We start from the raw sequence: 25069 nt of genomic DNA, 5'->3' as shown, positions 1-25069 counted from the left end.
TCCGGTTGCAGTAAAGCGAGCAGCTAAGATAACACGCCCAGGACAGCGCTCAACAGCGCCGCGATTATTCTGCAATCGATCGGTCGCCAGACCGCATTCAATCGGGCTTTGCCCACTTTATTCACAAATATTCTCCACCGTTTGAGACAAGTCCTGGACGGCCTGAAAGCTGCCTTCTGTCAGAATTTTCCCAATTCAAAGAAAAGTCTGCGGTGGACGATGCGTCCACCGTTTTTTGTCAGGTTTACAGGAGTCGGGAAATGATGGACCAGAAGCAGAATGCCGTGGAGCAGGATGCGCGTTCTGTTGCTCGTATCGAAACCACCGTGGATGACACGCTGTTAAAAAGCGTGGCGTGGATTTGCAAACACTACAAACGCGAGAAGAGTGAAGAGGCGCTGGTCGCCGGCCTGCCAAAAGCGACGCTGCTGTCGCCGTCGCAGGCGATGACCGCTCTGGAGAACGCTGGCATTACTGGCGGCATGGTTGAACGCCGCCTGCAGGATCTGCCGGAGCAGCTGATGCCGATGATTCTGCTGCGGCAGAACGGCGGCGGCTGCATTGTGCTGTCGCGGCGCATTCACACCAATGAGGAGAATCAGCGCGAGCTGCGCTTCCAGCTGATCATGCCGGAGGTGAGTGATAAAGCGGTGGAGATGAGCCTGGCGGAGCTCAACGAGATTTACGCCGGCTTTGCGGTAATGGCGAAACCGGCGGCGGTACTGGATGAGCGCGCCAGCGAAATGCTGCCGGAGGTCAAAGGTCACTGGCTGTTCAGCACCCTGTGGCGCTACCGCCGTTACTACCGCAGCGCCGCTATTGCCGCCGTGCTGATCAACGTGCTGGCACTCTCCAGCATCTTCTTCACCATGAACGTCTACGATCGCGTGGTGCCGAACCAGGCGTTTGTTACGCTGTGGTCGCTGGCGATTGGCGTCACCATCGCCATGATCTTCGAAGCTATTACCCGCTTTGTGCGGGCACATCTGCTGGACATGGCGGGCAAAAAGGCCGATCTGGTGCTGGGCAGCATGCTGTTCCGTCAGGCGCTGTCGATCCAGATGGAGCACAAACCGGCCTCATCAGGCACTTTCGCCAACCAGATCCGTGAATACGAATCGGTGCGCGATTTTGTTGCCTCGGCGACGCTGGCGGCGATTTCGGATCTGCCGTTTATCCTGATGTTCGTCGGCGTGATCTTCTTTATCAGCGGTCCGCTGGCGATTATTCCGTTGATGATGATCCCGCTGATCATCATCGTCAGCGCCGCGATCCAGTGGCCGCTGGCGCGCATCATGAAGGAGAACCTGCGCGATGCGTCGCTGAAACAGGGCGTGCTGATCGAGTCGGTTGAAGGCATGGAAACGCTGAAAGCCGTGGGCGGTGAAGCGCATATGCAGCGCCGCTGGGAGAACTTCAGCGCGCTGCAGTCGGCTAACTCAATGAAGTCAAAACGCTATTCGACGCTGGCAACCGGCGTGGTGACCTTTCTGCAGCAGTTTCAGACCGTGATGCTGGTGGTTGCCGGGGTTTATCTGATCAACGCTGGCACCTTCACCATGGGTGCGATGATCGCCACCGTGATGCTGGCCAGCCGCGCCACCGGCCCGCTGGGTCAGGTGATTGGTCTGGCGGTGCGTTATCAGCAGGCCAAAGCGGCGCTGACCTCGCTGAATAAGTTGATGGAGATGCCGGTCGATCGCGACAGCAGCAAAACTTATCTGACCGATCCACCGCTGACCGGCGAGATCTCGCTGAGCAATGTCAGCTTCTCTTATCCGGCACCGCCGATGAAGCCCAATCCGGAAATCCTCAAAGACATCTCGCTGACCATCAAGGCCGGTGAGCGCGTGGCGATTCTTGGCCGCATCGGCAGCGGTAAATCAACGCTGTTACGCGTGATGGCGCGTCTGTATCAGCCGGTGAAAGGGCAGATCTCCGCTGATGGACTCGATGTTAACCAGATCGATCCGGCCGACTGGCGCAAAGCGGTGGGCTTCGTCAGCCAGGATGCGCGCCTGTTCTACGGCACGCTGCGCGAGAACGTGATGATTGGCCGGCCGGATGCCACCGCGAATGAACTGCTGCGCGTGCTGAATCTGACCGGTCTCGATCACGTGGCGGCGCGCCATCCAAGCGGCATCAACCTGTCGGTCGGCGAGGGTGGTGAAGGGCTGTCGGGCGGTCAGCGTCAGTTAGTATCGCTGGCGCGAACTCTGCTGACGCGGCCCAAAGTGCTGCTGATGGATGAACCGACCAGCGCCATGGACAGCATGACCGAAAGCCAGTTCCTCGCCCATCTGCGTCGCGCCAGCGAAGGCCACACGCTGATCGTCGTGACGCATCGTCCGTCAATTCTGGCGCTGGTCGACCGCATCATCGTGGTTGAGGAAGGAAAAATTGTCGCGGATGGCCCGAAAGAGCAGGTGCTGGCCGCGCTGGAAGGTAAAGGTAAAACCCGCCAGCCGCCGCGTCAGGCGGTAGAGCAGGCGGCGCGCGCACCTGCGCCGGCTAACGATGCTTCGGCAACGTCAGAGCCCGCCGTCGCCGCGGCAGAGGAGGCCGCAGTATGATCAAGTTAATGCCATGGCGCAGCCGCAGCAAAAATCTCTCCGCTGCGGATGCCGAATTCATGAATGACGTGCAGGCTTCCCTGCTGTCGCAAACCACGCCGGGATCGAAACTGGTGATGTGGATCATCATCGCGGTGATTGGCATCGGTCTCACCTGGGCAAACTATGCGCGGGTGGAGGAGATCACCAAAGGCGACGGAAAAGTGATTTCCCGCAGCCGCGAGCAGGTGATTCAGAGTCTGGAAGGCGGCATTCTCGCCGAAATGAACGTGCGTGAAGGCACGGTGGTCAACCGGGGCGACGTCCTGCTGAAAATCGATCCGACGCGTGCGCAATCAAGCTATCGCGAGGCGCTGAGCAAGGTGATTGGTCTGAAGGGCAGCATTGCGCGTTTGCGTGCCGAAGCCTACGCGCAGCCATTGACGTTTGACGAGCAGGTGCAGAGCGATCCTGCCGTGGTTGCGCAGGAGACCAAAGCCTATGAATCACGCAAGCGCGCGCTGAACGACAGTATTAACTCACTGCAGCGCAGCTATGCCCTGTCGATGCGTGAAATTCGCCTGGCGGAGCCGCTGGCGGCGAAAGGATTGCTGTCTGAGGTCGAGCTGCTGCGTATGCAGCGCCAGGCGAACGACATCCAGGCGCAGATTGTTGAGCGGCGTAACCGTTACCAGTCTGATGCCAACACCGAACTGGCACGACTGGAGCTGGAACTCAGCCAGGTAAGCGAAAATCTGATTGGCCGCGCGGACGTGGTCGAGCGCACCACCATTACCGCACCGGTGCGCGGCACGGTGAAAAACGTGCGCGTTAACACCATCGGCGGCGTGATTCAGCCCGGTGAGCACATCCTGGAAATCGTGCCGCTGGAAGAGCAACTGCTGGTGGAGGGCAAAATCCGTCCTTCTAATGTCGCCTTCCTGCGTCCGGGGCTGCCGGCCAAAGTGAAAATCACCGCCTACGACTTCGCCATCTACGGCGGACTGGATGGCCACGTGGAATACATCAGTCCGGATACGCTGAAAGATGATCAGAAAGCCGCTTCCGGCCGCCCGGATGACACTTATTACCGCGTGTTGATCCTCACCGATAAAAGCACGCTGCACGCAGGCAACAAAGATCTGCCGATCATTCCCGGCATGGTGGCCACGGTGGAAATCCGCACCGGCGAGAAAACCATCCTTGATTACCTGCTGAAGCCGGTACTTAAGGCGAAAGAAGCCTTCCGCGAGCGTTAATAACCATGAAAAATAATAATATGCACCGTCGCGCAGCGGCGCGGCGCCTCTCTTTGCTTGCCGGTTGCATTACGGTCATGATGGCCCCGGCCATCAGCGTAATGGCCGATTCGACCAGTGAACTGATGATGTTTGCCGAGATGAGCGGACATCGCCCGGCCGCCCCCGCTGCGGCACCGGTACGCAGCGTGCCGGTACAGCGCGTGCCCGTTGCGCCGGCCCAGCGCTTTGCAACCGCGCCGGCACCGCAACCGATGTTTTCGCAACCTCAGGTCGCGCCGGTTGCGCCACCGGTCGCCACGTCACGCGCTCAGCCGGCACCGGCACCGGCACCGGCACCAGCGCCAGCAGCGCCGATTGCACCACCGCCGGTGCAGCCGGTACAGGGCGGCGGTTTTCTGACGGAGGAGCAGCGCCAGCCGGAACCCAGGCAGACGAATCCGCTGCTGAAATCGGTACGCACTTTCAACCCACAGCAGCCTGCGCCGGTGCCGGTGAATGAAGCAGAAGTAAAAGCACAGAGCGAGTTCAGCTATGTCAGTCCGCCGGTAGCGGAAACCCGAACCACCGCCGCCGATGCCGCCGTGGCGCGTTCCCCGGTCAGCCTGAGCGGCGCGGTGGATGAAACCGTGGTTGAATCCGAGCTGCGGCAGAAATTCCTCTCGGCCGCACGTATCACCTGGCGCATCAGCCCGGCGCTGAAATCGTCCGTGGCACAGACCGATGCCGCCGCCGCCAGTGTGGATGAGGCGAAAGGGCAGCGCTGGCCGCAGCTGGATGTCAGCGCCAGTTCGGCCACCAAAGAGTTTGGTGGCGGGGTAAAAAGCTATGACGGTCAGAGCAACGTGCCGGCGCTCGGCGTATCAATGGCGACCAACCTGATTGATTTCGGTCAGACCAGTCGCACCATCGAGAGCCGCGAAGAGCGCGTGACCTCGGCGCAGCAGGCGGCGCAGGCGCAGCGTGAAGAGCTGGCGATGCAGGTCAGCAACGCGCTGATTGAGTGGAACAAGCAGCAGCGGATCATTGCCATCAGCCAGCAGTACGTGGCGCGCATGACCGAACTGACCACCATGCTGAGCGGCATTGTGCAGTCAGATACCGGTCGTCGCAGCGAACTGACGCAGGCCAAAGGCCGATTGCTGCAGGCGCAGAGTTATCTGGAGAATGCCGAGTCGCGCGCGCGCGATGTCGAAATCACGCTGAACCGCCTGATGGGCAACAGTCGCGTGACGCTGCCAGCCAGCGATCGCTGGGCGATGAATTTTGGCGATCTCAACCGCCAGCTGGCCAGCCTGGATTATCATCCGCTGATCCTGCGCGCCAGCGCGGAAACGCGAGCGGCGTTTAAAGAAGCGGAAGCGATTAAAGCTTCCGGCCTGCCAAAACTCAACTGGACGGTAAGCAAAAGTACGCGTGAGGATCAGCTCGGTCGCCAGCAGGCGTGGCAAACCGGCATCAACGTTAGCTGGGGCCTGTTCCGCGGTGGTTCAACTAACGCGCAGGAGATTGCGGCGATTAAACGCGCCGAAGCCAGTCGTCAGCAGGTGCAGGAGCAGCGGCGCGATCTGGAGAATCGCGTGCGCGCCGCCAGCCAGGATGCGCACTCCATGGCCGATCGCGCCGCGCTGTATAAAAGTTTAATTGTCGAGTCTGACCGCATCCGCAAAGACTTTTTCGATCAGTGGTATCACCTCGGACGCCGCTCGCTGCTGGATGTCCTGAGCGCCGAGAGCGATCTGTATAACAACCAGGTGAGCGAAGTGAGCAATCGCTTTGACAGCTACGCGGCGATCATTCGCGGCTACTCCAGCGCCGGCATCCTCAGCCGCTGGCTCACCACCGGACGTTAAGCGTCAGCGCGCTGTGGCGGGTTAGCCGGTACCAGAAATAGCAGCGCAAACGGGATGGCAGCGAACAGCAGCAGTGCCGTAGCGGCGCTGCTGCTGTAGAGCTGCGCAAAGAGTATCGCCCCGCCAATTTGCCCAATCGCCAGCGTCAGAAACGCCGCCGCCACGCCAGAGGCCGCATTCTGTGGCGTGGCAGCGGCACCCGCGACCAACAGAATACCCGACAGCGTGACGTATCCCGCACCGCACAGTGCCGCCGCCGGTACCAGCCAGTAGCTAAAGTGGGTGAGCACCGCCAGCAACAGCAGCGGTACGGCCATCGCCAGCTGCGCCAGCCAGTACACCTGACGCATACCGATGCAGCGTGCCAGCGGGCCGGTCAGCGCGCCGAGAATGCCGGCCGCGCCGCTAACCAGCCACAGCATACTGGCCTGGCCTTCGTTCAGGTGGCTGTGCTGGCGTAACACATCCGGTCCAAAACACCACCACGCCGCGCTGGCGACACCGCTAAGAAAAGCGATGATGATCACCCGCTGCAGCGCACGATTGTGCAGCCGATCGCGCCAGCCAACCGGCGATCTCTGTGGATCGGCACGACCGGCGGGCAGACAATAGCGTGCCAGCAACAGGCTGATTAACGCCAGCGCGGCAAAACAGCAGCAGGCCGCGCGCCAGCCGCCGGGCATCAGCATAAAAATGGGTACTGACACAATTATGCCCGCGCCGGTGCCGGCGTTAATGAACGTGTTAGCGGCGGTTTGCCGCGACGCGTCAATTTGCCGGCTCACGGCACTGGCGAGCGCTGGGGAAGCCAGTCCTGCACCGAGACCGGCGATAAACAGCCCACCGGCAATCAGCCATGCGCTGCCGGCAGCGGCCAGCAGCAGTAAGCCGAGCATGGCCGTCAGCGCTGCCAGCATGGCGGTGCTGCGCACGCCCCAGCGCGCCAGCAGCAGCGTGGCGCCGGGCGTAGCCAGGCAGTAAGCCAGATAGCTGCAGGCGGCCAGCATGCCCGATGCGCGCGGGCTGAAGCTGATCTGTTGCGCCACCTGCGGCATCATCATTCCCCACGTAAAACGCGCCAGTCCGTAGGTCACGGCGATCAGCATAAAGCCGCTCAGCGTCAGGCGGAGTGAGGTTTTCATGACGCACTCGCCATCAGTTGCTCAGCCGCCAGACGCGCAGTGACCGCGGCCTGCGGACCGTCAATCAACCCGGCCATAATCGCCCCTTCAAACAGTATCCAGATGGCATCGGCCAGCGCTGACGGCGAATTTCTGTGCGAGTGCGCCAGGCAGGCACGGATGTAGCCGCGCTGCCAGTAGCGATAATCCAGCGCCTGCGCCGCCAGCTCAGCATCCTGTTCCGCATACTCTCCGTACGCTTTGGCAAAAAAGCAGCCGAGCGATCCTTCCGCCCGCATCCACTGTTCCAGCACTGAAAACAGCTGGCTGATGGCTGCCGGATCGTCTGGCTGTGACAATAAATCGGCAAAGCGCTGCTGGCGCGCGGTCATCACCGCGGCAGTTAACCGCTCGCGCGACGGAAAGTGCTGATAGAGCGTACGCGTGGAGACCTTCGCCTCACGGCAAATGTAATCGGTGCTGGTGGCATGAAAACCGTTGTTGTAGAACAGCCGCTCGGCAGCGTTCAGGATGTGTTGTTTTTTACGCATACCTTAAAAAGTAAACCGATCGTTTTACTTTTGCAAAGTTGCGGGGGCAAAAATCGGGTGCGAGGCGGTTAATCACCGCCTGTTTCGAGGATGCAGCTTTGAAGGAATTATCAATCAGGAAACGCGCTTAGCCGAGTCGGGCGATGCGTGCTCGGGCCTCATCCAGATGCTGTTGTAACGCGGCGAGGCAGGGCGCAAAACGATCGGAGAAGCCATCGCAACTATTCGTCAGCGACAAAAATTCCTCCGCCAAAGCCAGCGCTTCCCGCCATGTATCGCTGCTGACCACTTCCGGCAGTGACGCTGGCCGCAGCGTATTCACGATGGCGCCGCCCGCTCTGGGCGCAAAGCCCATCGGCAGAATGTCATAAGCCGGCGCGAGGTGATAAGGACGGCCATGGCGACTGATGAATGACAGGTTACCGGCGTGCATGTCGGTATTGCCGATCAGCATGCCGAATGCCCAAAGCCGGGTCGTGCTATTAGCGGCCTCAGAATGGACACACTTTTCCGCTACAAGCTGGTCGACGAGGACCGGCCAGCTTGCACTGGCATTGCCGACGAACTCCGCATCAAGCGCCCGCAGCGAAAACACGCCGATACGGCCCATTTTGCCCACCCGATCAAAGCGGGGGATTTCGAGGAAGCGCTGCCCTGCAATATCAAACATGTCGGTCTTAACACCCAGCACCTTCAGGGCCAGATGCTCAGCCATCAGCAGATCGCGCCAGCGTTCGCTGACTTGGTTGTCATCTGCTGCGGTGAATTTCACCAGCACATGACCGCGTTCGGTATAGGTGCAGAATTTGGGCTGCTCGCCACCCGCAGATGAGCCTGGCACCTCACCAGCGCCTGCGGCCCTTGCCAGTTCGGGATACGCCGTCGCGCGCTCCACGGGAGTCGGTTCGGGCATTTCCAGGAAACGGCTGCGCGCCTGCTCGCCGATCAGCAGGTTGCCGATCGCATCATGACCTTGCGCCAGCAGCGCTCTGACGACATCTGCATCTGCCCATTGTTCGGGATTCGCTGGCAGACCGAGCCCGCTGGCATAAGTCGAGGCATACGCTCTGCCGAGATAGCCCTGTGGTCGCATGTCAAACAGCCACCACGGCAGCCCGTCACTGTGAAAGCTTTTGTGGTCCGCCTGCACCATCACAAACCCTTCCGGACGAACCGGAATCAGCTCGCCGAGAGGTTTGATTTGCCCTTCATCGGTCACACGGTAAATCGGGGCCGAGCGGAATCCGCGAAACGTATCCCGCAGGGCATATTGAATAGATGGACCCGCCCCGATTTTGACGATGTCATCACCCAGTTCTCTAATTGCACGGGAAAGCGTAGGCTGGCTTATACCCATTTTTTCAATGAGTTGCCTTCCTTTTATCGGCCCGCTATTTAGAAGCTGGCGTAGGGTTTCTGCATGCGTAGACATAGTGTTGAATCGCTTTGTGAATAGATAAATGAATAGATTTTTGAATAGATAATCTAGCAGGTAAGTGGCTGGTAGTCACTGGGATGTGTTGTGACTGGTGTGCAAAATGTGTGGTTCTGTGGTTCTGTGGTTCTGTGGTTCTGTGGTTCTGTGGTTCTGTGGTTCTGTGGTTCTGTGGTTCTGTGGTTCTGTGGCAGAGGGTGCATGTTGTGTTAGCGAGGCGGCTTCTGATGTCGTTGTCTTTAAGAGGCGGTTGTTAACACAATAGCAGCGTGAGGAAGCAGGGGTCTGGAAGGCTGGTAAGACTAATATTATTAAGTCAAAGCGGGCAGGGGCAGTGAATTTTAAACAGTATCTGGAAAAAGCACCGCCATTTTATCGCCATTATTGGAATCTAAATAACAAAGTCATCTCTCTAAATGGTGACCTAAGTAAATAAGTAATTGGCGACCTTCGCTAAGCTTGAACTACCAAACAAGCGATTATGAGTCCCAATTTGAAGTGAGTAAAATCAGTAAGTTACTGATTTTTATGTTTTCTCTAAGCCGAATAGTGATGAAAAGTGGCACATAGCGTTGCGCTCTGCTGCCACTTTGCTGCCAAAATTCAATCGAGCGATTAAGCTTTACTGGCACTGCCCACCACTAAAATTTAACATTATTGTTAGTGGGAAGATACATTGAGATAAATAGTTTTATTAAGGTGTAGTTATTGCCTGACGGATTTTATCTCTAATCATGACATAACGTTCACCCCTTCTAGCTGCACCAACCTCCATAAGTTGATTCACCCCAAACTTAGTTCTTCTATCGGGACGTGATAATTGACGGACAATTAATGCAAATAATGATTTCCCCCTCAACAGTTTTCCATATTGGCTATACACCAATTCAAAGAATTCTTCAGGGTAGAGTTCATTTTCTAAAAGCTGAGTCGCAGTATTGTAAAAATCGCTATCATTAAGAACACGGTATAGAGTTTCTCTAAACGAAACGTCTAAGCCTTGTTGTGATCTTGTCAATGTTAGAGCATACCAATGAGAAAACTTTCTTAATTCATCATTGAACTTGCCTATTTCCTCGTTAGACATTAATCCAAGAAGTTCACCATCAATGAAAATATCATTCTCAATAGAATATCCATCAGTAGTGATTACATCGTTCAGGTCATCATCACATCCAAAATAAACCCATAAATCTTTGTCAACTACAAAAGCTATTGGTGCATTAATTGGCTCGCTCTTGATTCTTTCTCGTAATTCTAAAACCGCCCACTTATTGCCAGCAGGAAGCATATCAATCCCGATATCTTCTAGATCATTTTCAATTCTTCTGTAGAAAACGATATCATCTTTACCTTCTACGAGAATTGTAGGTATTGTTGTATTTTTAAGTAATGCATATAACTCATCTACAGTAGGTCTGGCCTTAGATGAACACATTTTTATTCCCCCCGGTCCACACCCACAGCAACCTCTTTATCTGGGTATTTTCCATAAATAAAAGGGGAATGCGTTGCAAAGATGAATTGATTTGAAGGGTTTTGTTTCTTAAGTATTTTATATAACTGCCTTTGCCAATCTACATGCAAGCTAAGTTCAGGCTCATCTATAAATATTATTGCATCTTGATGGAAGGCGTTATAGCAAATGAAGCTTAACATTTGTTTTTCACCAGCTGATAACACATCACTTTTTACGGCCTCGGCGGCGTCGCCAAAACTAAGACGCCTATCAAATGTTATACCAGCATGTTGGAAAAGCTTCTTAACAAGCATTCTGACAGCGTCCAGAGGTCTCATTGATTCAGTTCGGAACGTTTCTATTTTTTCAATTTCTTCTCTTGTCTCGGCTAAAAGTATCTCTGCATCTCTTGAGCTCGTTGATGAGTTTTGATGTTGCTTAATTTTTTCAATGACACTTCGCGATATATCTGCCTGGAAAGTGTTTATTTCTTCTGAAAGTGAGGCGAATTTTTGGAAAAGAAGGGTGTTAATATCCTGGCTTGATATTGCTGCTACGAATAAATGTTCATCATTTGACATTTTTTTTGAAAGAGAAGTCAAAGCATCATCAATATCATCTACTGGTCTATTTCCCGCTCTAGACTTAGTCCTGCGTGGTAAATCCAATGAGAATCCACCTTCAATACGCCTAAATGTAGGAAAGAATATTGAGCTGCCAAATGCAATCAAATGTGGTGCAGCTTGGTCTTCTGATGATTCTTGATAATCATACTCTCCATTAGGACCGTCATCCTCAAATAAATAGCTATCACCTGAGATTGTTTCTAATTCAATGCGGCAATACATGTTTGCAGTTTTAGTAACAGTACAAGTATACTCACTAGTTACTAGTTTACATGCCTTGAAGTTAACTTCTTTTAGCGCCCAATATATGTTTCCACTCATTATCATCCAAGCTAGCTTCAATATTGTTGTTTTGCCTGAACCATTTCGGCCTGTAATTATATTCAAATCATCATGAAAGTCATAATGCACAAATTCTGATTTTCCAAAGAAACCACTTACGCTTATCGATTCTAGTTTCACTTTATATCCTTATTGCGACTTGGGATTTAATTTAAGTTTATTGAGGGGTTAGAGTTTTTTCATTGACTGTTATTAAAAGGTGTTTTCTTAGCAAAAGCAATGAGTAAATTATATACCATTTAAGGGATTCAAAAGCATCGCCTCGGATAAATGGTCAGGTGCAAAGTGCGCATACCGCATTGTCACTTTAATATCCGTGTGCCCTAAAATCCGCTGAAGTACGAGAATATTGCCGCCGTTCATCATGAAGTGAGACGCGAAGGTATGTCGTAAGACGTGCGTAAGCTGCCCAGCAGGTGTCTCGATGCCAGCGCGTTGCATGGCCTTCCTAAAGGCTGAGTAACAAGGTTTAAAGAGCACCTGTGCTTTCCTGCTGGATGGCAGTTCAGCCTGTAATTTTTCAGTTATTGGCACCGCTCGGTTTTTCTTGCCTTTAGTTTTCACGTAGATGATCTGACCGGCGCGGATTTGGTTGCCTTTCAAGCCTTCGGCTTCACTCCATCGTGCGCCAGTTGCCAGGCAGATTTTCACAATTGTCGTCAGATCTTTAGATCGGCTATTCTCACATTCGGCGAGGAGGGTTCTAATTTCCTCAATGGTGAGATACGCCATCTCCGATTCACTGATTTTAAACTCGCGCACGTTCTCTAACGGGTTGGGTGCGGTCCATTCATCTAACCGGCGTAGCTCGTTAAACATCGCCCTAAAATATGCCAGCTCTAAATTAACGGTGCGCGGCGTAACCGTCTTCACTCGAGTAGAGCGGGTGATCTTTCCGCTTAACCGCTGCTCGCGATAAGACGCAAAAATTTTCGCGTTAAACTCGGTTGCGAGTGGGTTTCCCATCGCCTCGCAAGCGAACGCCATTGTGGTTCGCCGCTTCTCGCCATCCGCCAACGTAATGCCATGCGTGTTGAACCACAGTTCAACCAGCTCAATCACCCGCCGCTTATCTGCTTTCTCTCCCAACCAGGGCTTATCTTGAGCCTGCTCTTTTACAAATTTCTCATAGGATTGTGCTTCGCCCTTCGTCGCAAACTGGCGGCGAATCCTTTTGCCGTCACGGCCGTTTGGGAAAACCTGTGCCTGCCATTTCCCGTTCGGTAATTTGTTTATCGCCATTGCATGCCTTAAAGGTATTCGGTTCGGGTGATCACTTTGCCTAAAACCACTATGTCACTTGATTGGCATTCAAATGACGATTTCCCATTCTCCACACGTATTCTTCCACCGGGAAAACGTACCAGTTCTCGGATGCTGACTAACTTATCAATCTCGATAAGCCATAACCCATCGACGATCTCGCCTTCATAGGTATCAACCAAATAAGTGCTTCTGTCTGCGTTGATCACAAACGGGGCGTTTAAGCCTTCGGGTAGTGATGCTTTATCCAGAATGAAATCATCCATGGCCTCTAAAATCCCATTTGAGATTTTTTTGTGTGTCGCAATCACAACACGAGATTCCTCTACTTCCATAAAGCGTGCACCTTTACCTGTAGTAAGCCAGGTTAGCGATGCTCCTGTTTCCATATGGCAGATGATCACCCAGTCAGCGGGGAAGGTATCGCGGGCTGAACGATTAGCTAGCGTGCTTTGCGAAACGCCCAAATGGGTGCATAGCGCCTGACGGCTGCTGAATCCGTAGGCTTCAACTAAGCGAAGGATCGCGTCTTTACCCCCACGGTTACTTTCTACCGCTTCACGAACCACTTTCGCATCATGGCGATTTGTGTTTTCTTTCGTTGACATATCCGATTTGTGATCCTATTCTTCGGTCTGTGATGAGATGAATAGCGTTTAATAGTGATATCTAATACCTAAACCGAGGAATACTGCATCATGACCCGTAAACTTTCAATGCGCCCATCAATCAATCTCGTGATTTCAGAACCGTACATTACTGTCGAAGAGTTCTGTCGTCGCACAGGTTACAAGAAAGGAACTGTTCGCCAGATGTACCGCGAAAACCGCTTACCTATCAGGAATAAGGATGGGGTTAACGGCCTCATCGAGATCAACATGCTTGCCCTAATTATCGAAGCAGCAGCCGGTCATGAAATCACAATGCAGGCTTGATACATCCATATTGGGATAACGTGAGGTATTAAGCATGTTTGATTTCAGTGTCTCCACACATTGCCATTTTGATGAAGCATGCCGCGCGTTTTCCGCAAAGCACAACATCATCCAGCTGGCTAAAAAGGCGGGTCTTAATCCGCAAACTATCCGTAACAAGCTAAACCCGGATCAGGTCCATCAGCTTACCGTTCGTGAAATGCTGATCCTGACCGACCTGACGGAAGACTCAACGCTGGTTGATGGCGCATTGGCTCAACTGCAATGCCTGCCATGCGTGCCGGTAAATGAAATCGCTCAGGAGAACTTACCGGCTTATGTCCTCAAAGCTACCGCCGAAGTCGGGCAGTTAGCCGCGGGCGTTGTGAGTCAGAAGAAATTTACCTCGGCCTGTCGGCGTGGATTTGTGCAGAACGTTAATGCCGGCATTCGTTGTCTGACGTTAGCTGCGATAGCTGTTCAAACACGCGTGCATTCAAACCCTGCAATGGCTGGCACTGCAGATGTGTTAAGCGGGATCGGCGCATCGATAGGGGTTGTTTAATTATGGCGTTTTCAGTGGCGCCGCTTCTAAAACGGCAAAGCCCTTCACTCGCATTCGGTCACGGCTGGATTGCAGCTGAAAATGGCAGGCGCTGGCACCCGGCAAACTCTCAAGCCGAATTGCTGGCAGGTTTAACTGGCAATAGGAAAAAAGCGACATGGCTTACAAAGCTGAAAGCATCACTGTCCAGATGAGCGCCGGGCAGAGAGTTAGTGCGCTTAATCATATTGCCGCACTTCGTACCATGATGTACGGCGATTGCGGTAATGAGTTAAAACGGTTTATTAATGATATGCGTAATACTCGTGATCCACAGTACGAAAAAAATAACCGGGCGATGAGCGCCATTTTCTTTTTGGCAAACATCAATAAAGAACGTCACAACGTTGAATACAGTGAATTGACGAGTGACGAAATTACCGCGCTGATAGGTGCAATGAATCACTTTCGCGCAGTCGTGAGTTTATTTCCCAAGAAGCTAACGCTTCCAAATTAGTTAACCCAAAGAAATTAAATGGCGTAAACCCGCCGGGATTCACTTTGCCTAAAAAAAGGAAAGAATAGATGCTGAATAATTCATCTCAAAATAAACAAACTAATTCGTATATTGAGCTCGATATGATGCTTAATTACGCACGTAAAGAGGAGCGTCAAAACCGTGCGGAATTAATGATCTCTCGCCTTAATATGCTGGCTTGGATTATTCGCCGTGATGAGATGTCATGCGTTGAAGCTGCTGAGCTGCTACAGCAAGAAATTGAAAAGCTACAGGCGCAAATCGAGGTGGCGTTCTAATGGCCGACTCAATGGATCTGGTTCAGCAGCGCGTCCAGGAAGAACTGGCGCGCAATCTGGCAACGGCTATTCACCGTCCTGCAGGTGCAAGTGAGTTTTTCTGCCTGGCATGCGACGCAGCTATTCCAGAAGCGCGTCGCCGTGCGTTGCCGGGTGTCGAGCTATGCGTTACCTGCAAAGAGATTAGCGAACTGAAAAGCGTGCATTACAAAGGGGCCGCGCTTTGAGAGTCCAGGTTGATGATCGCTATGCAGTGCGTGCGTTGAAATCCAGTGAGCCGGGCAAGCCGCAACAGTTGGTGCTGGAGAAATTCAGCTGGTTAGAGATTGATGGCGTTCGTCAACGCGTGCCGCAAACCATGGCCGTATATGAGTCGGCAGTGCTCCTCATGCGCGATTTGGCTGCTGATGTCATTGGTCGCCATGTGTTGCACGACCAGATGAAAACAACTGCGGCCTTTGTGGCGGAAACTCGCCGCATTGCTGAGTTAGTCGAGGCTGCAGTGCAAGAGCTGGGTGAACTTCAGGCCGCGCATGTCTGAAAGCCTTCCTGATCTCCTTACTGGTGAATATCACGCCGTAAATCAGCAGCGGCGTGAAGTCTTTGGCATGTCCGCTCCGGCGGATATGTCCCTTTCTGAGCGCCGTCTCTGGAATGTGAATCCAGAGGACCACAACTGGCGCAGCCAGTATCTGCAAAACATGCCGGACTATCTGGCCGGTTACTTTGCCGATCGTTACAGCAAAATCCTCTCAGCTAATAATGGCCGCCGTCGGGCCAATGCATTTCTGCGCCAGACTATCGGCCAGAACGTATTGCCACGCCTGCAGCTGGTTCGTCGTCGCTATCGTCTTGATGAAGCCGCTCAACATGAACTGCCGTTCATAAAGCAGCTTGATCGTCTGCCCACGCTTGACCGGCAGGACGTGCGCGATCTGGCTTAGAAAGTTGCCTCCTATCTTTCACTCAGCCTGGCTGAGTTTGTCGACAAAACCTCATTGCCGCAGGAAGCGGACGAGCAGACCGTAACCTGCATTGCTTATCGCTACGTTGCTGAGCTGGCCGCATTGACCGGCACGCAGCCGCCATATTGGGCGGAGTTCAAAGCCTGCAAAGGTGAGCTGAGTCTGCGCAAGGCGCAATCCGGTCTATTGCGCATGATGGCGCCAGAGTGGTGGCGCGGCCGTCTTAAGCAGATGCGCGATCTCCAGCGCGAGCACATGGCAATCGCTGTAGGGCAGGTGCAAAAATCAGCTTCACCTTACGTTTCACGCGGCACGCTGGCGGAATGGGTTGAGCAGAAGAAACGTAATCGCGAATTCTTCAAACGCTACGACCTGATGAACAAAGAGACCGGTGATCGTGTCGCGATGGATGAGATGGTCAACCGCAGCACCGCGAACCCGGCCATGCGCCGCCGCGAGTTGATGACCAGAATGCGTGGCTTTGAAGACATCGCCAACGAAACCGGCTGCGTAGGGGACTTTTATACGATCACCGCGCCGTCGCGTTATCACTCCGTTTATAGCCAGGGCGGTTTCATTACCAAATGGAACGGCTCAAGCCCGCGCGATACGCAGCGCTATCTCTGTCGCGTTTGGGCGCGCATCCGCGCCGCACTGTCTCGCGAAGAAATCCATGTATACGGCTTTCGCGTGGTGGAGCCTCATCACGACGGCACGCCTCACTGGCACATGCTGCTGTTTATGCTGCCGGAACATCGCGAGCGCGTGCAGCAAATCATGCGTGAGCACGCCAGCAAAGAAGACGCGGACGAACTGAGCACGCCGCAGGCGCGCAAAGCGCGTTTTCACGCTGAGCCTATTGATCCCACCAAAGGCAGCGCCACGGGTTACATCGCAAAATACATCTCCAAAAATATCGACGGCTTCGCAATGGACGGCGAAAAGGATGATGAAACCGGCTCAAACATGCGTGATATGGCGAAAGCCGTTTGCGCGTGGGCGTCTCGCTGGCGCATCCGCCAGTTTCAGCAGATTGGCGGCGCGCCGGTCACTGTTTGGCGCGAGTTGCGCCGTCTCGGCGATACGCGCCTGCCAAACGAGAAGATGGACGCCGTGCTGGCGTCTGCTTCAGTTGCCAGCTGCTGGGCGTCTTACACCATGGCGCAGGGTGGTCCGCTGGTCGCACGTGATGACTTGGTGATCCGCCTTTGCTACGAGATTACCGAAATGGGCAACGAATACGCGGAGGACGTGCAGCGCGTTCAAGGCATCTACTCGCCTTACTATCAAAATTCTGAAGTATTCACGCGTCTGGTGAAGTGGGAAGCCGTTGCCAAATTAGCCGACGCATCAGCGGAGGCTGGTCCTTCTGGCGGCATCGCCGCCCCTTGGAGTTCTGTCAATAACTGTACGGGGCCGGAGCGCCGACGATTAGAGCTGGAGTTGAAAGCCCGTGGTTTTGAGGGGCACGAGGAAGAAATTAGCCTCCTTTTCAGAGGATGCAGCCTAAATGCGGGGGCGAGGCGACGGCTTTTTTACCAGAACGGAAGGCTTCAGGAGGCTAAATTGGACCGGTGACAATCTGGAGCAATCCCATTGAAAGATAAAAAAGAGTTTCACATTAATGTGAGTTTTCTATACTGTATGTATATACAGTTAATTGTTGGGTGGGAGGCAACATGCAGGATTTTCTTTTGGAGTCAGTGAAGCTCCAGCGCATTGATTTGTTTTTGAAACTTGTTGCTGTGAGTGACTGCACAGAGCTGGAAAAGAGCATGGCAATTGAGTGGGTTGCAGAGCTAACTGATGAGCTTATGGCGCGGTTACGTAATCACGAATACAGTCGGTCAATGCAACAATTAGAGTAGGAATGTGTGGTCCTGATAGCCACTGCGAGCGTGCATGTCTACGCTGCATGAATTCGCATGATCCAAAAAGGATCACATCTCTCTCGGCCCGCCTGTTCTGGCGGGCTTTTGCTTATGTCGTGCAGTGCATGAAAACCACTGCGCAAAGCGGGCAGGCGTGGCGGGGGTACGAGCGCGCGCTAGTGCATATAGATAATACCCTGAATTTGCGACACTACAGCTCTCTTACAAGCAAGCCGGTCACAAAAAAATAGGAATTGGTCTTATTATTAACTTTCATATGTTCTCATGGCGCTTCAGACACTGATTTTGGTGTATGATAATGCACAAATTGGTCTCGCAATGCTGTGTAGGTGGTTTGATGATTAATGTAACTAATGAAATGCTCATAGAAGTTGTAAGTGATGCCCTTACAGGTAAGCGAGACAGCTTACTGATGCGCGTTCGGATGATGACAAAAAAACTCAAAAAAGATTCTCCTGAACTTGCATCCCAGCTTGAGAACCTGCTGGGCCAAACATCGAGTGCAATTGGGATTGAAAGGGCTAAGTCAATTATTCCAAAAGTTCCACCTGTTGATGCCGATACTAGACAACAGTTACTGTTAGAAGCATATCCTGTAGAACTAGCTATCGATCCTGTTTGGCCTATCAATACAGAGAAGCAACTGAACAGATTCGTTGTCGAATGGGAAATGAAAGAACGTTTGCACCAGGAAGGCTTAAGCCCATCGAGCTCCTTGTTAATGGGGGGGCCTCCTGGGGTAGGGAAGACTTTGGCAGCAAAATGGCTTGCAAATCGTTTAGATATGCCTCTCCTCACACTAGACCTTGCAAGTGTGATGAGCAGTTATTTAGGTAAAACCGGAAATAATATCAAAGCGGTACTAAATTATGCATCATCTTTTCCCTGCGTACTGCTATTAGATGAATTTGACGCTATCGCAAAAAAGAGAGACGATGCAACTGATGTTGGTGAGCTAAAAAGACTAGTAACTGTTTTGTTGCAAGCTATCGATGAATGGCCTCAAACTTCAGTGCTAATAGCAGCTACCAACCACTCAGAGCTTCTTGACCCAGCTGCATGGAGACGTTTCGACCGTGTGATTGAATTTGATTATCCGTCGAAAGATCTTATAAAAAAATTTCTCAAGGCTAAAGAAGTAAGTGAAACCTTATCGGGTTACATAGCAGATAAAATCGGAAAGGTTTCTTACGCCGTGATAGAAAGGTCGATTAATCAGGCAAAGAGAAATTCTATTATTGAGGGTTTGCCACTGAGCACAGCGCTTATAGATGAATTGATAGGTGAAGAATCACTAGATGAAGTTATTAAATCATTATTTAATAACAAAATATCTCAAAGAAAAATATCATTAGATTTAGGTGTGCCTAGATCACATGTACGGAAAGTTTTGAAGATTGAGGATGACAATCATGAATGATAAAAATATGCTTCTGGGCTATGGTGAGACACTAACTGACGCTGTTCAGCTAAAAAGACGCGGAGGCAGCAAGAACAAACCATATACTTATGCTGAAAACAAACCTGTCATTTTGAGTCAGCTTAATAAATTGATTTCAGACATTGAGGAAATTCCCCCTGCTGCGTTAGCAGATGGTAAGGCAGTAGCAAAATTCGTACTCCACCCGGCATTTTTAGCTAAATCTTACTTTCCTGTTTCGCTTTTTAATAAGTTCAAACTGCAAAGTATTGGGAGCAAGGCCGTAAAGATAACACCGCGTAAGGACATAAAGAAAAGAGGAAGAAGGAATGAATATACTACAGCTTCCATTTATGTTTCTGGACGCAAAGAATCCTTTGAGTCCTTTTTAAATGCTGTCAATAAAGACACGCTTAGTCAGGGGCAGAAAAATGATTTCATAACCCTTGAAAGCATTTCTTTATTTAAAGTAAGTGATAAAATAAAGACTATCAATAGCGATGATGTTATGAGCATCGAAGTGGCATTACATACACCTGATAATGAATCCACTATTTTAGAGGACTTTGAGAATTTTGCTGTACAAAAAGGTGCAGAGGTAGATAAACAAAGAAGCATAAAAGTTAAAGGACTGACATTCCTACCTATAAAAGCTAACAGAAAAGAGGCCTTAGAAATTGCTAACTTTTCTTTCCTTAGGACATTAAGAGAGCTTCCTAAGTTAAGGGTTAGCGAGCCTGTCATTGCCCGTTCCGTTACTAAGTCTGATGACTTAGAGTTACCTGCACAAAGCGCTTTAAATTCTGCAGTGAAAGTTGCGATTTTTGATGGCGGCTTGGGCATTGATGATTTTAGTCCTTGGGTTACAGAATATGTTTTCAATGGCAATGGAAACACTAACGCACAACTTCTTTCTCATGGTCAAGATGTTACGTCAACGGTGCTCTTTGGTACAATACCTGAAGATGCGCAACAGCTTCCAATCCCTTATTGCAACATTGATCATTATCGCGTGCTAGATAATAAAATCGATAGCACCGATGTTGACCTTTTTGACGTACTTATAAGAATAAAAAATGTTTTAGAAGAAAAGAAATATGATTATGTCAATTTAAGTTTGGGGCCTAGATTACCCGTTGATGATGATGATGTGCATGTGTGGACATCCACACTGGAAGAGATTTTCGCGGATGGTCAAACGTTATGCACGGTTGCAGTAGGTAATGACGGGCATTTACCAGATAACTTAAATAGAATTCAGCCTCCGTCTGATTTGGTTAACGGTTTGTCTGTCGGAGCGGCAACTTCTTTAGGCGATGGCTGGAGCAGGTGCTCCTACAGTTGCGTGGGGCCAGGCCGCAGTCCCGGTTATATTAAACCCGATGGCGTAGCATTTGGAGGTGATGACAATGAACCTTTCAGAGTGTTTAGCCCTATGGTTCAAGGAATAGCTCATACAGGAGGCACTAGTTTTGCAGCGCCTCTTGTATTACGCCAGGCAATAGCCCTTTGCTCTTCTTTGAAATATGATATCAATCCTTTAACAGCAAAAGCGCTTTTGATTCATCATGCTGAATCTAATGACTTGAATCGTTCTGAAGTGGGCTGGGGTAGATTTCCTAATCAACTTGACAACATAATTTATTGTAGCGATGATGAGGTAAAGGTTATATATCAAGGGGTATTGAAACCTTCTCAATATATGAGGGCGATCGTTCCCTTCCCTGATGTACCTGTTAATGGATGCGTTAACCTCAGAGCAACTTTCTGTTTCTCCAGTCCAGTTGATGCTGAACACCCATTGAACTATACCAGAAGTGGTCTGGAGGTTACTATGAGGAAAAGCACTGCGGATGGAGTTGGTTTAACATTCCCTCTTTTTAATTTAAAAAATGTGTACGCCGACGAAAGTGAACAGCGAATTGATGCGCATAAATGGGAAACCACTTTGCGAAGTGAACATAAATTTAAACCCGAGGAATTGACTGCTCCTTGTTTTGATATAATCTACTATGGTCGCGACTGTGGAATGCCAGTTAATCTGGAAGACCTTGATGAGCTACCATATGTTTTAATTGTTACTTTATCTGCTGAAGAAATGCCAAACTTGTATAATTTAATCAGGCAAAAATATCAGACACTACAGCCTATTCAAGTTCAGCAGCAGATCATTTTGCGAGCCTAACACACAGCGTTGTAATAAGCCGCCAATAAATATCGATATTATTGGCGGCATTAAATATCATCATATATTTAAATTATAATCGTCAAATCTGATCACTTCCTCACCCAGCCAGCTGTTAAGTTCTTCAAATCGCTTTTGCAACGGCATCAGTTCGTTTCGCACAAACACGCGACTGGCCTTTTCAACGTCACCGAATCCGCCTGTGTTGTTCGGGATAATCCCCATCATCTGCGGCGGTACGCGGTGCGCGGCCATCATGTCGTCGCGGCTGACGTTCTTGATATTCAGGAACTCATCTTTGGCCGCCACCTCTGATAGCGGGATGATCTGAATCCCGTCCTTCTTCCCGTTCGGCGAGTACATGAACAGGTTGCGGAAGTTGCCCGGCCCCTTCGCGCTTTTCATCGCTTTACGGATATTGTCCACGTCCTCCTGATTCTGCGCCGCGTCGGTCATATACATGATAAAACCGGCGTGACTGCCGTTGAGGTAATACTTGCGGCGAAACAGCGTCGCCGACTCGTTAAGCAGCGTGGATGGAATGGCGGACAGGTATTCCGGCAGTCCGTAGATTTCCTGATTCAGGTCCGGCTCCATTAGGTGAAAGACGCTGCCGGTTGCGAACTGGTACGGCTGCGTGTTCAGGCCGTACTGCGCGAACCAGTAGGTGTCCAGGTCGGTGCCGCGACGGGTAAATTTTGCCAGCGCCGGCTCAAGCGACAGCACGCCGCCGAGACGGTTAGTGCGCTTCTCCAGGTAGGCATTACCGAACACCAGATAGTCCTGAATGAAGCGGCTGAATGCCTGCTGACTCAGTCGCGGATGAGGGATGAAGGTGCTGGTCAGAATGTTGCGCTTCACATTGATCGGCGAGCTGTGATGTACAGCGGCGCGGAACGTGCGCGCCAGCCCGTCAAAGCTCACCGGCGGTTCATACCAGCGATCGGTTATCACACACTCCACGTAATCCAGCAGCTCGCGGCGGTCCAGAACCGGTACCGGATCGCCAAAGGTGAACGCTTCCGCCGTGGTGCCGCCTGCCATATTATTTTGCTGCACGGGCTGGGTGCGCGTGCGGTTCCTGCGTTTACTCATTTAAAAAATCTCCATGATGTTTCGGCTGTTGGCGGATTCGCCCTGCAGCGGTTCGTTCGCCAGCGCGTGCATGGTTGCCCAGGCTAAATCCGCGTGGCTGGCTTCTTCGCTGCGGCTGGCTTCGTAAGTGGGGCGGTTGCCGCTGGCCGTGGTGGCGCGGCGGATTGCCATGAATGACTGCGCGATGTCGAGGTGGCCGGCGTCAAACTCCAGCCGGCCGCCGCTGATGATGTCGAACGCTTTCAGTACAAGGGCGTTTTTCACGTTCGGGTTGTAAACGAACTCTTTTACTGCGGGGAAAAACATCTTCACGTTCTCGTACACGCCGAGACCAACGCCGGTGGAGTCGATGCCGATATAGGTGACGTTATACTGCTGCGTCAGTTTTTTGATGGACTCCGCCTGCGCGCGGAAGTCCATTCCGCGCCACTGGTGGCGCTCCAGAATGCGGAACTTGCCGCCGGACACGGCTGGCGGCGCGATCACCACGCAGCCGGCGCTGTCGCCGTTCTGCGTGCCCTTTGCCGGGTCGTACCCGATCCACACCTCGCGCCAGCCAAACGGACGCAGCGCCAGCGCCTCAAAGTCGGACCACACCTCCCAGCTGTCCACCATGCACTTTTGCAGCAGCTGCAGCGGGAATACGGACGCCAGGTCGTCCACGAATTCGCACATCAGCAGGTTCTGGTATTCCGGCGGGCTGTACTCCAGCCGCAGCTGGTCGAGGTCGAACAGGTTACAGCCGCCGCGCACGGCGTCCTCTACCGTGACGATCTGGCGGAATTGGCCGTCGTCGCAGAAGCGGCCCGGCGACAGGCTCGCGTGGGTCAGGTCGATGTCCACGCGATCGGCTTTGGCGCGGCCCCGGTTAAATAGCGCGCCGGACCAGAACGGATAGGCGCTGTGCGTAAGGCTGGACGGCGTGGAAAAGTAGGTCTGGCGCCACTTCCTGTGCAGCGCCATGCCGGACGCCACCTTGCGCAGCTCCTGAAATTTCGGGATCCAGAAATATTCGTCCAGATACAGGTTGCCGTGGTAGCTCTGCGCGGTGCGGGCGTTGGTGCCGAGGAAGTACAGGCCCGCGCCGTTGGCGAGCGTCATCGGGTCGCCCTTCAGCTCTACGTCCACCTCTTTAGCGAACTCGATGATGTACTGTTTGAATACGTGCGCCTGCGCCTTACTGGCTGACAGGAAAATCTGGTTGCGCCCGGTGGTCAGCGCATCGATCAGCGCCTCGCGGGCAAAGTAGAAGGTGGCGCCGATCTGGCGCGACTTCAGCACGTTGCGGATGCGGTGCTTGTTGCCGGCGTCCCACCACTGGCGCTGGTAGCCGAACATTGAGCCGTGAAAAATCTCCTGCAGCTTCTCGATCTGCTCGTCGCTGAACAGGTTCTTTTCCGGCGGTTTTCGTGGCCCGCTGTTGCGGTTCGCCACTTTCGGGTTCAGGTCCGCTTCATTCCCGCCGTTGTTAAACTTGCCGATACGGGCGTGGCGCTCGGACTGGCGCGCCAGCAGGTCAATCTCCTTGTAGTCTTTCCCTTCTTTCGTCTCCTTCATGACCAGCTGGCAGTAGCGTGCGGCGGTGGTCAGCTGCATCTGATCGAGCGGGCCGTAGTCGCCCCACTTATCGCGCTTTTTCCAGCTGTGAACGGTTGCGGGTTTCTCTCCCAGCATTTCAGCAATGCGGGCGATACGGTATCCCTGAAAGTACAGGAGCATAGCCTGCCTGCGGGGATCGAGGTCTTCTGGGGCGAGTGTCGTTGTCATGGCCTCAAAATACGGCCCCGCCGGTGCCTTTTCCGCTGCCCCTCATTGTGTGGTGAGCCGCACAACGTCCCCGCGTTGTTTCGATACCCCTCCCGCCGCAAACATAAGGCTCTCAGACGTTTAAAACCAACGGAGCCTGGCTCATGACAGTGACTGCAAAGCGTTTTCGTATCGGGGTGGAAGGTGCCACCACGGACGGACGCGAAATTTCCCGTGAATGGCTGGTACAGATGGCCGCCAGTTACGATCCGGCGGTATACACCGCGAGTATCAATCTGGAGCACATCAAGGCGTATTCGCCGGACAACACCTTTAACCGCTACGGCACGGTGTCCGCGCTGGTTGCAGAAGAAATCAGCGCCGGGCAGCTGGCCGGGAAGATGGCGCTCTATGCCGACATCATGCCGACGGACTCACTGGTTGAACTGGTGAAAAAAGGACAGAAGCTTTTCACCTCTATGGAGGTCAGCACCAAGTTTGCCGACACCGGCAAGGCGTATCTGGTCGGCCTGGCCGCCACTGACGATCCGGCAAGCCTCGGCACCGAAATGCTGCAGTTCAGCGCAAAGGCGGCGCATAACCCGCTCGCAAACCGCAAGCAGCACCCTGACAACCTTTTTACCGCCGCGACCGAAACCGCGATCGAGCTGGAAGACGCGCCGGACGAAAAGCCCGCGCTGTTTGCCCGCGTCAAAGCCATGTTCAGCAAGCAGCAGCAGACCGATAGCGCGCGCTTTAACGACGTGCATCAGGCTGTGGAACTGATCGCCAGCGAACAGCAGGCATATGGCGTCCGCACCGATAAGACGCTGGGCGAGCAGGCGGAACGTCTGAGCCAGCTGGAAATCAGCCTGAACGAACAGCTGGAAGATTTGAAAGCACAGCGCGACGCGTTCAGCGAGCTGAAGCAGCAGCTGGAAAGCGAAGACGGGCGCAAAGATTTTCGCCCACGCACGCCGGGTGGCACTGCGCCAGCCGAACACCTGACCAATTGCTAAAGGAGCAGCAAA

23 protein-coding genes and 1 pseudogene are annotated in these 25069 nt (G+C 52.7%); 15 read left to right on the top strand and 9 right to left on the bottom strand.

What is annotated here, in order from left to right:
- Window positions 1-260 precede the first annotated feature (260 nt).
- From KOL70_RS21855 to KOL70_RS21845, 3 genes are read left to right on the top strand one after another with little or no spacing between them, the layout of a single operon-like run.
- Window positions 261-2573, top strand: coding sequence for a type I secretion system permease/ATPase (locus KOL70_RS21855; protein WP_021509682.1), 2313 nt, complete (start codon window positions 261-263; stop codon window positions 2571-2573).
- Window positions 2570-3811 carry an HlyD family type I secretion periplasmic adaptor subunit gene (locus KOL70_RS21850; protein WP_215481600.1) on the top strand — a complete coding sequence of 414 codons (1242 nt, stop codon included), beginning with the start codon at window positions 2570-2572 and terminating at the stop codon, window positions 3809-3811. The genes KOL70_RS21855 and KOL70_RS21850 overlap by 4 nt, the downstream gene beginning before the upstream one ends.
- A gap of 5 nt (window positions 3812-3816) precedes the next feature.
- Window positions 3817-5664 carry a TolC family protein gene (locus KOL70_RS21845; RefSeq protein ID WP_215481599.1) on the top strand — a complete coding sequence of 616 codons (1848 nt, stop codon included), beginning with the start codon at window positions 3817-3819 and terminating at the stop codon, window positions 5662-5664.
- Here the strand turns inward: KOL70_RS21845 and KOL70_RS21840 are convergent.
- The 7 genes from KOL70_RS21840 to KOL70_RS21810 form a co-directional block, all read right to left on the bottom strand.
- The gene (locus tag KOL70_RS21840) at window positions 5661-6806 is read right to left on the bottom strand and encodes an MFS transporter (RefSeq protein WP_215481598.1); all 1146 of its coding nucleotides are present in this window, start codon (window positions 6804-6806) and stop codon (window positions 5661-5663) included. The two genes, KOL70_RS21845 and KOL70_RS21840, sit on opposite strands and share 4 nt — an antisense overlap.
- Window positions 6803-7336: a TetR/AcrR family transcriptional regulator gene (locus KOL70_RS21835; RefSeq protein ID WP_215481597.1), complete on the bottom strand. Its 534-nt coding sequence runs from the start codon at window positions 7334-7336 to the stop codon at window positions 6803-6805. Before KOL70_RS21835 ends, KOL70_RS21840 begins: the two co-directional genes overlap by 4 nt.
- A 127-nt stretch (window positions 7337-7463) precedes the next feature.
- Window positions 7464-8768 (bottom strand): type II toxin-antitoxin system HipA family toxin YjjJ, encoded by a 1305-nt coding sequence (gene yjjJ, locus KOL70_RS21830; RefSeq protein ID WP_215481596.1) that lies wholly within the window; start codon window positions 8766-8768, stop codon window positions 7464-7466.
- Between the two features lie 697 nt (window positions 8769-9465).
- Window positions 9466-10209, bottom strand: coding sequence for a DUF4435 domain-containing protein (locus tag KOL70_RS21825; protein WP_215481595.1), 744 nt, complete (start codon window positions 10207-10209; stop codon window positions 9466-9468).
- 2 nt (window positions 10210-10211) lie between these two features.
- A complete protein-coding gene (locus KOL70_RS21820; protein WP_215481594.1) occupies window positions 10212-11318 on the bottom strand; it encodes an AAA family ATPase in 1107 nt (368 codons plus the stop codon).
- A 108-nt stretch (window positions 11319-11426) separates the two neighbouring features.
- Window positions 11427-12440, bottom strand: coding sequence for a tyrosine-type recombinase/integrase (locus tag KOL70_RS21815; protein ID WP_215481593.1), 1014 nt, complete (start codon window positions 12438-12440; stop codon window positions 11427-11429).
- Window positions 12441-12448: 8 nt separating this feature from the next.
- Window positions 12449-13069 (bottom strand): phage repressor protein CI, encoded by a 621-nt coding sequence (locus KOL70_RS21810; RefSeq protein ID WP_215481592.1) that lies wholly within the window; start codon window positions 13067-13069, stop codon window positions 12449-12451.
- Between the two features lie 90 nt (window positions 13070-13159).
- Here KOL70_RS21810 and KOL70_RS21805 point away from each other — a divergent pair, with 90 nt between their 5' ends.
- From KOL70_RS21805 to KOL70_RS21755, 11 genes and pseudogenes are all read left to right on the top strand, one after another.
- Complete coding sequence (locus KOL70_RS21805; protein ID WP_061720369.1) at window positions 13160-13396, top strand: hypothetical protein; 237 nt, start codon at window positions 13160-13162, stop codon at window positions 13394-13396.
- A 34-nt stretch (window positions 13397-13430) separates the two neighbouring features.
- Entirely contained in the window at window positions 13431-13940 is a 510-nt protein-coding gene (locus KOL70_RS21800; RefSeq protein ID WP_215481591.1) for a phage regulatory CII family protein, read from the top strand.
- Between the two features lie 2 nt (window positions 13941-13942).
- Complete coding sequence (locus tag KOL70_RS21795; protein WP_215481590.1) at window positions 13943-14134, top strand: phage filamentation protein Fil family protein; 192 nt, start codon at window positions 13943-13945, stop codon at window positions 14132-14134.
- On the top strand, window positions 14098-14436 hold the full coding sequence (locus KOL70_RS21790; RefSeq protein ID WP_215481589.1) for a DUF5347 family protein: 339 nt from the start codon (window positions 14098-14100) through the stop codon (window positions 14434-14436). The genes KOL70_RS21795 and KOL70_RS21790 overlap by 37 nt, the downstream gene beginning before the upstream one ends.
- A 68-nt stretch (window positions 14437-14504) precedes the next feature.
- Complete coding sequence (locus KOL70_RS21785; protein WP_215481588.1) at window positions 14505-14735, top strand: DUF2732 family protein; 231 nt, start codon at window positions 14505-14507, stop codon at window positions 14733-14735.
- A complete protein-coding gene (locus KOL70_RS21780) occupies window positions 14735-14962 on the top strand; it encodes a TraR/DksA family transcriptional regulator (RefSeq protein WP_215481587.1) in 228 nt (75 codons plus the stop codon). The genes KOL70_RS21785 and KOL70_RS21780 overlap by 1 nt, the downstream gene beginning before the upstream one ends.
- The gene (locus tag KOL70_RS21775; protein WP_215481586.1) at window positions 14959-15276 is read left to right on the top strand and encodes a DUF5405 family protein; all 318 of its coding nucleotides are present in this window, start codon (window positions 14959-14961) and stop codon (window positions 15274-15276) included. Before KOL70_RS21780 ends, KOL70_RS21775 begins: the two co-directional genes overlap by 4 nt.
- Window positions 15269-17278: pseudogene (locus KOL70_RS21770) on the top strand (replication endonuclease). The gene KOL70_RS21775 and the pseudogene KOL70_RS21770 overlap by 8 nt, the downstream one beginning before the upstream one ends.
- A 101-nt stretch (window positions 17279-17379) precedes the next feature.
- Window positions 17380-17568, top strand: a complete 189-nt coding sequence (locus tag KOL70_RS21765) for a hypothetical protein (protein ID WP_215481585.1) — start codon at window positions 17380-17382, stop codon at window positions 17566-17568.
- Window positions 17569-17929: 361 nt separating this feature from the next.
- Window positions 17930-19012 (top strand): AAA family ATPase, encoded by a 1083-nt coding sequence (locus KOL70_RS21760; RefSeq protein WP_215481584.1) that lies wholly within the window; start codon window positions 17930-17932, stop codon window positions 19010-19012.
- On the top strand, window positions 19005-21197 hold the full coding sequence (locus tag KOL70_RS21755; RefSeq protein WP_215481583.1) for a S8 family peptidase: 2193 nt from the start codon (window positions 19005-19007) through the stop codon (window positions 21195-21197). Before KOL70_RS21760 ends, KOL70_RS21755 begins: the two co-directional genes overlap by 8 nt.
- A gap of 60 nt (window positions 21198-21257) precedes the next feature.
- On the opposite strand, the gene KOL70_RS21750 is transcribed toward KOL70_RS21755, so the two are convergent.
- Both KOL70_RS21750 and KOL70_RS21745 read right to left on the bottom strand, forming a co-directional pair.
- Entirely contained in the window at window positions 21258-22292 is a 1035-nt protein-coding gene (locus KOL70_RS21750) for a phage portal protein (protein WP_215481582.1), read from the bottom strand.
- Entirely contained in the window at window positions 22293-24059 is a 1767-nt protein-coding gene (locus KOL70_RS21745; protein WP_215481581.1) for a terminase ATPase subunit family protein, read from the bottom strand. It lies immediately after the preceding gene.
- Window positions 24060-24202: 143 nt separating this feature from the next.
- Here KOL70_RS21745 and KOL70_RS21740 point away from each other — a divergent pair, with 143 nt between their 5' ends.
- Window positions 24203-25057, top strand: coding sequence for a GPO family capsid scaffolding protein (locus tag KOL70_RS21740; protein ID WP_215481580.1), 855 nt, complete (start codon window positions 24203-24205; stop codon window positions 25055-25057).
- Window positions 25058-25069 lie beyond the last annotated feature (12 nt).

The organism is Pantoea sp. B270 (assembly GCF_018726825.1).
GTDB lineage: Bacteria > Pseudomonadota > Gammaproteobacteria > Enterobacterales > Enterobacteriaceae > Pantoea > Pantoea dispersa.
Note: the sequence above shows the minus strand (reverse complement) of the source record. Positions and strands in the feature narration are given on the sequence as shown.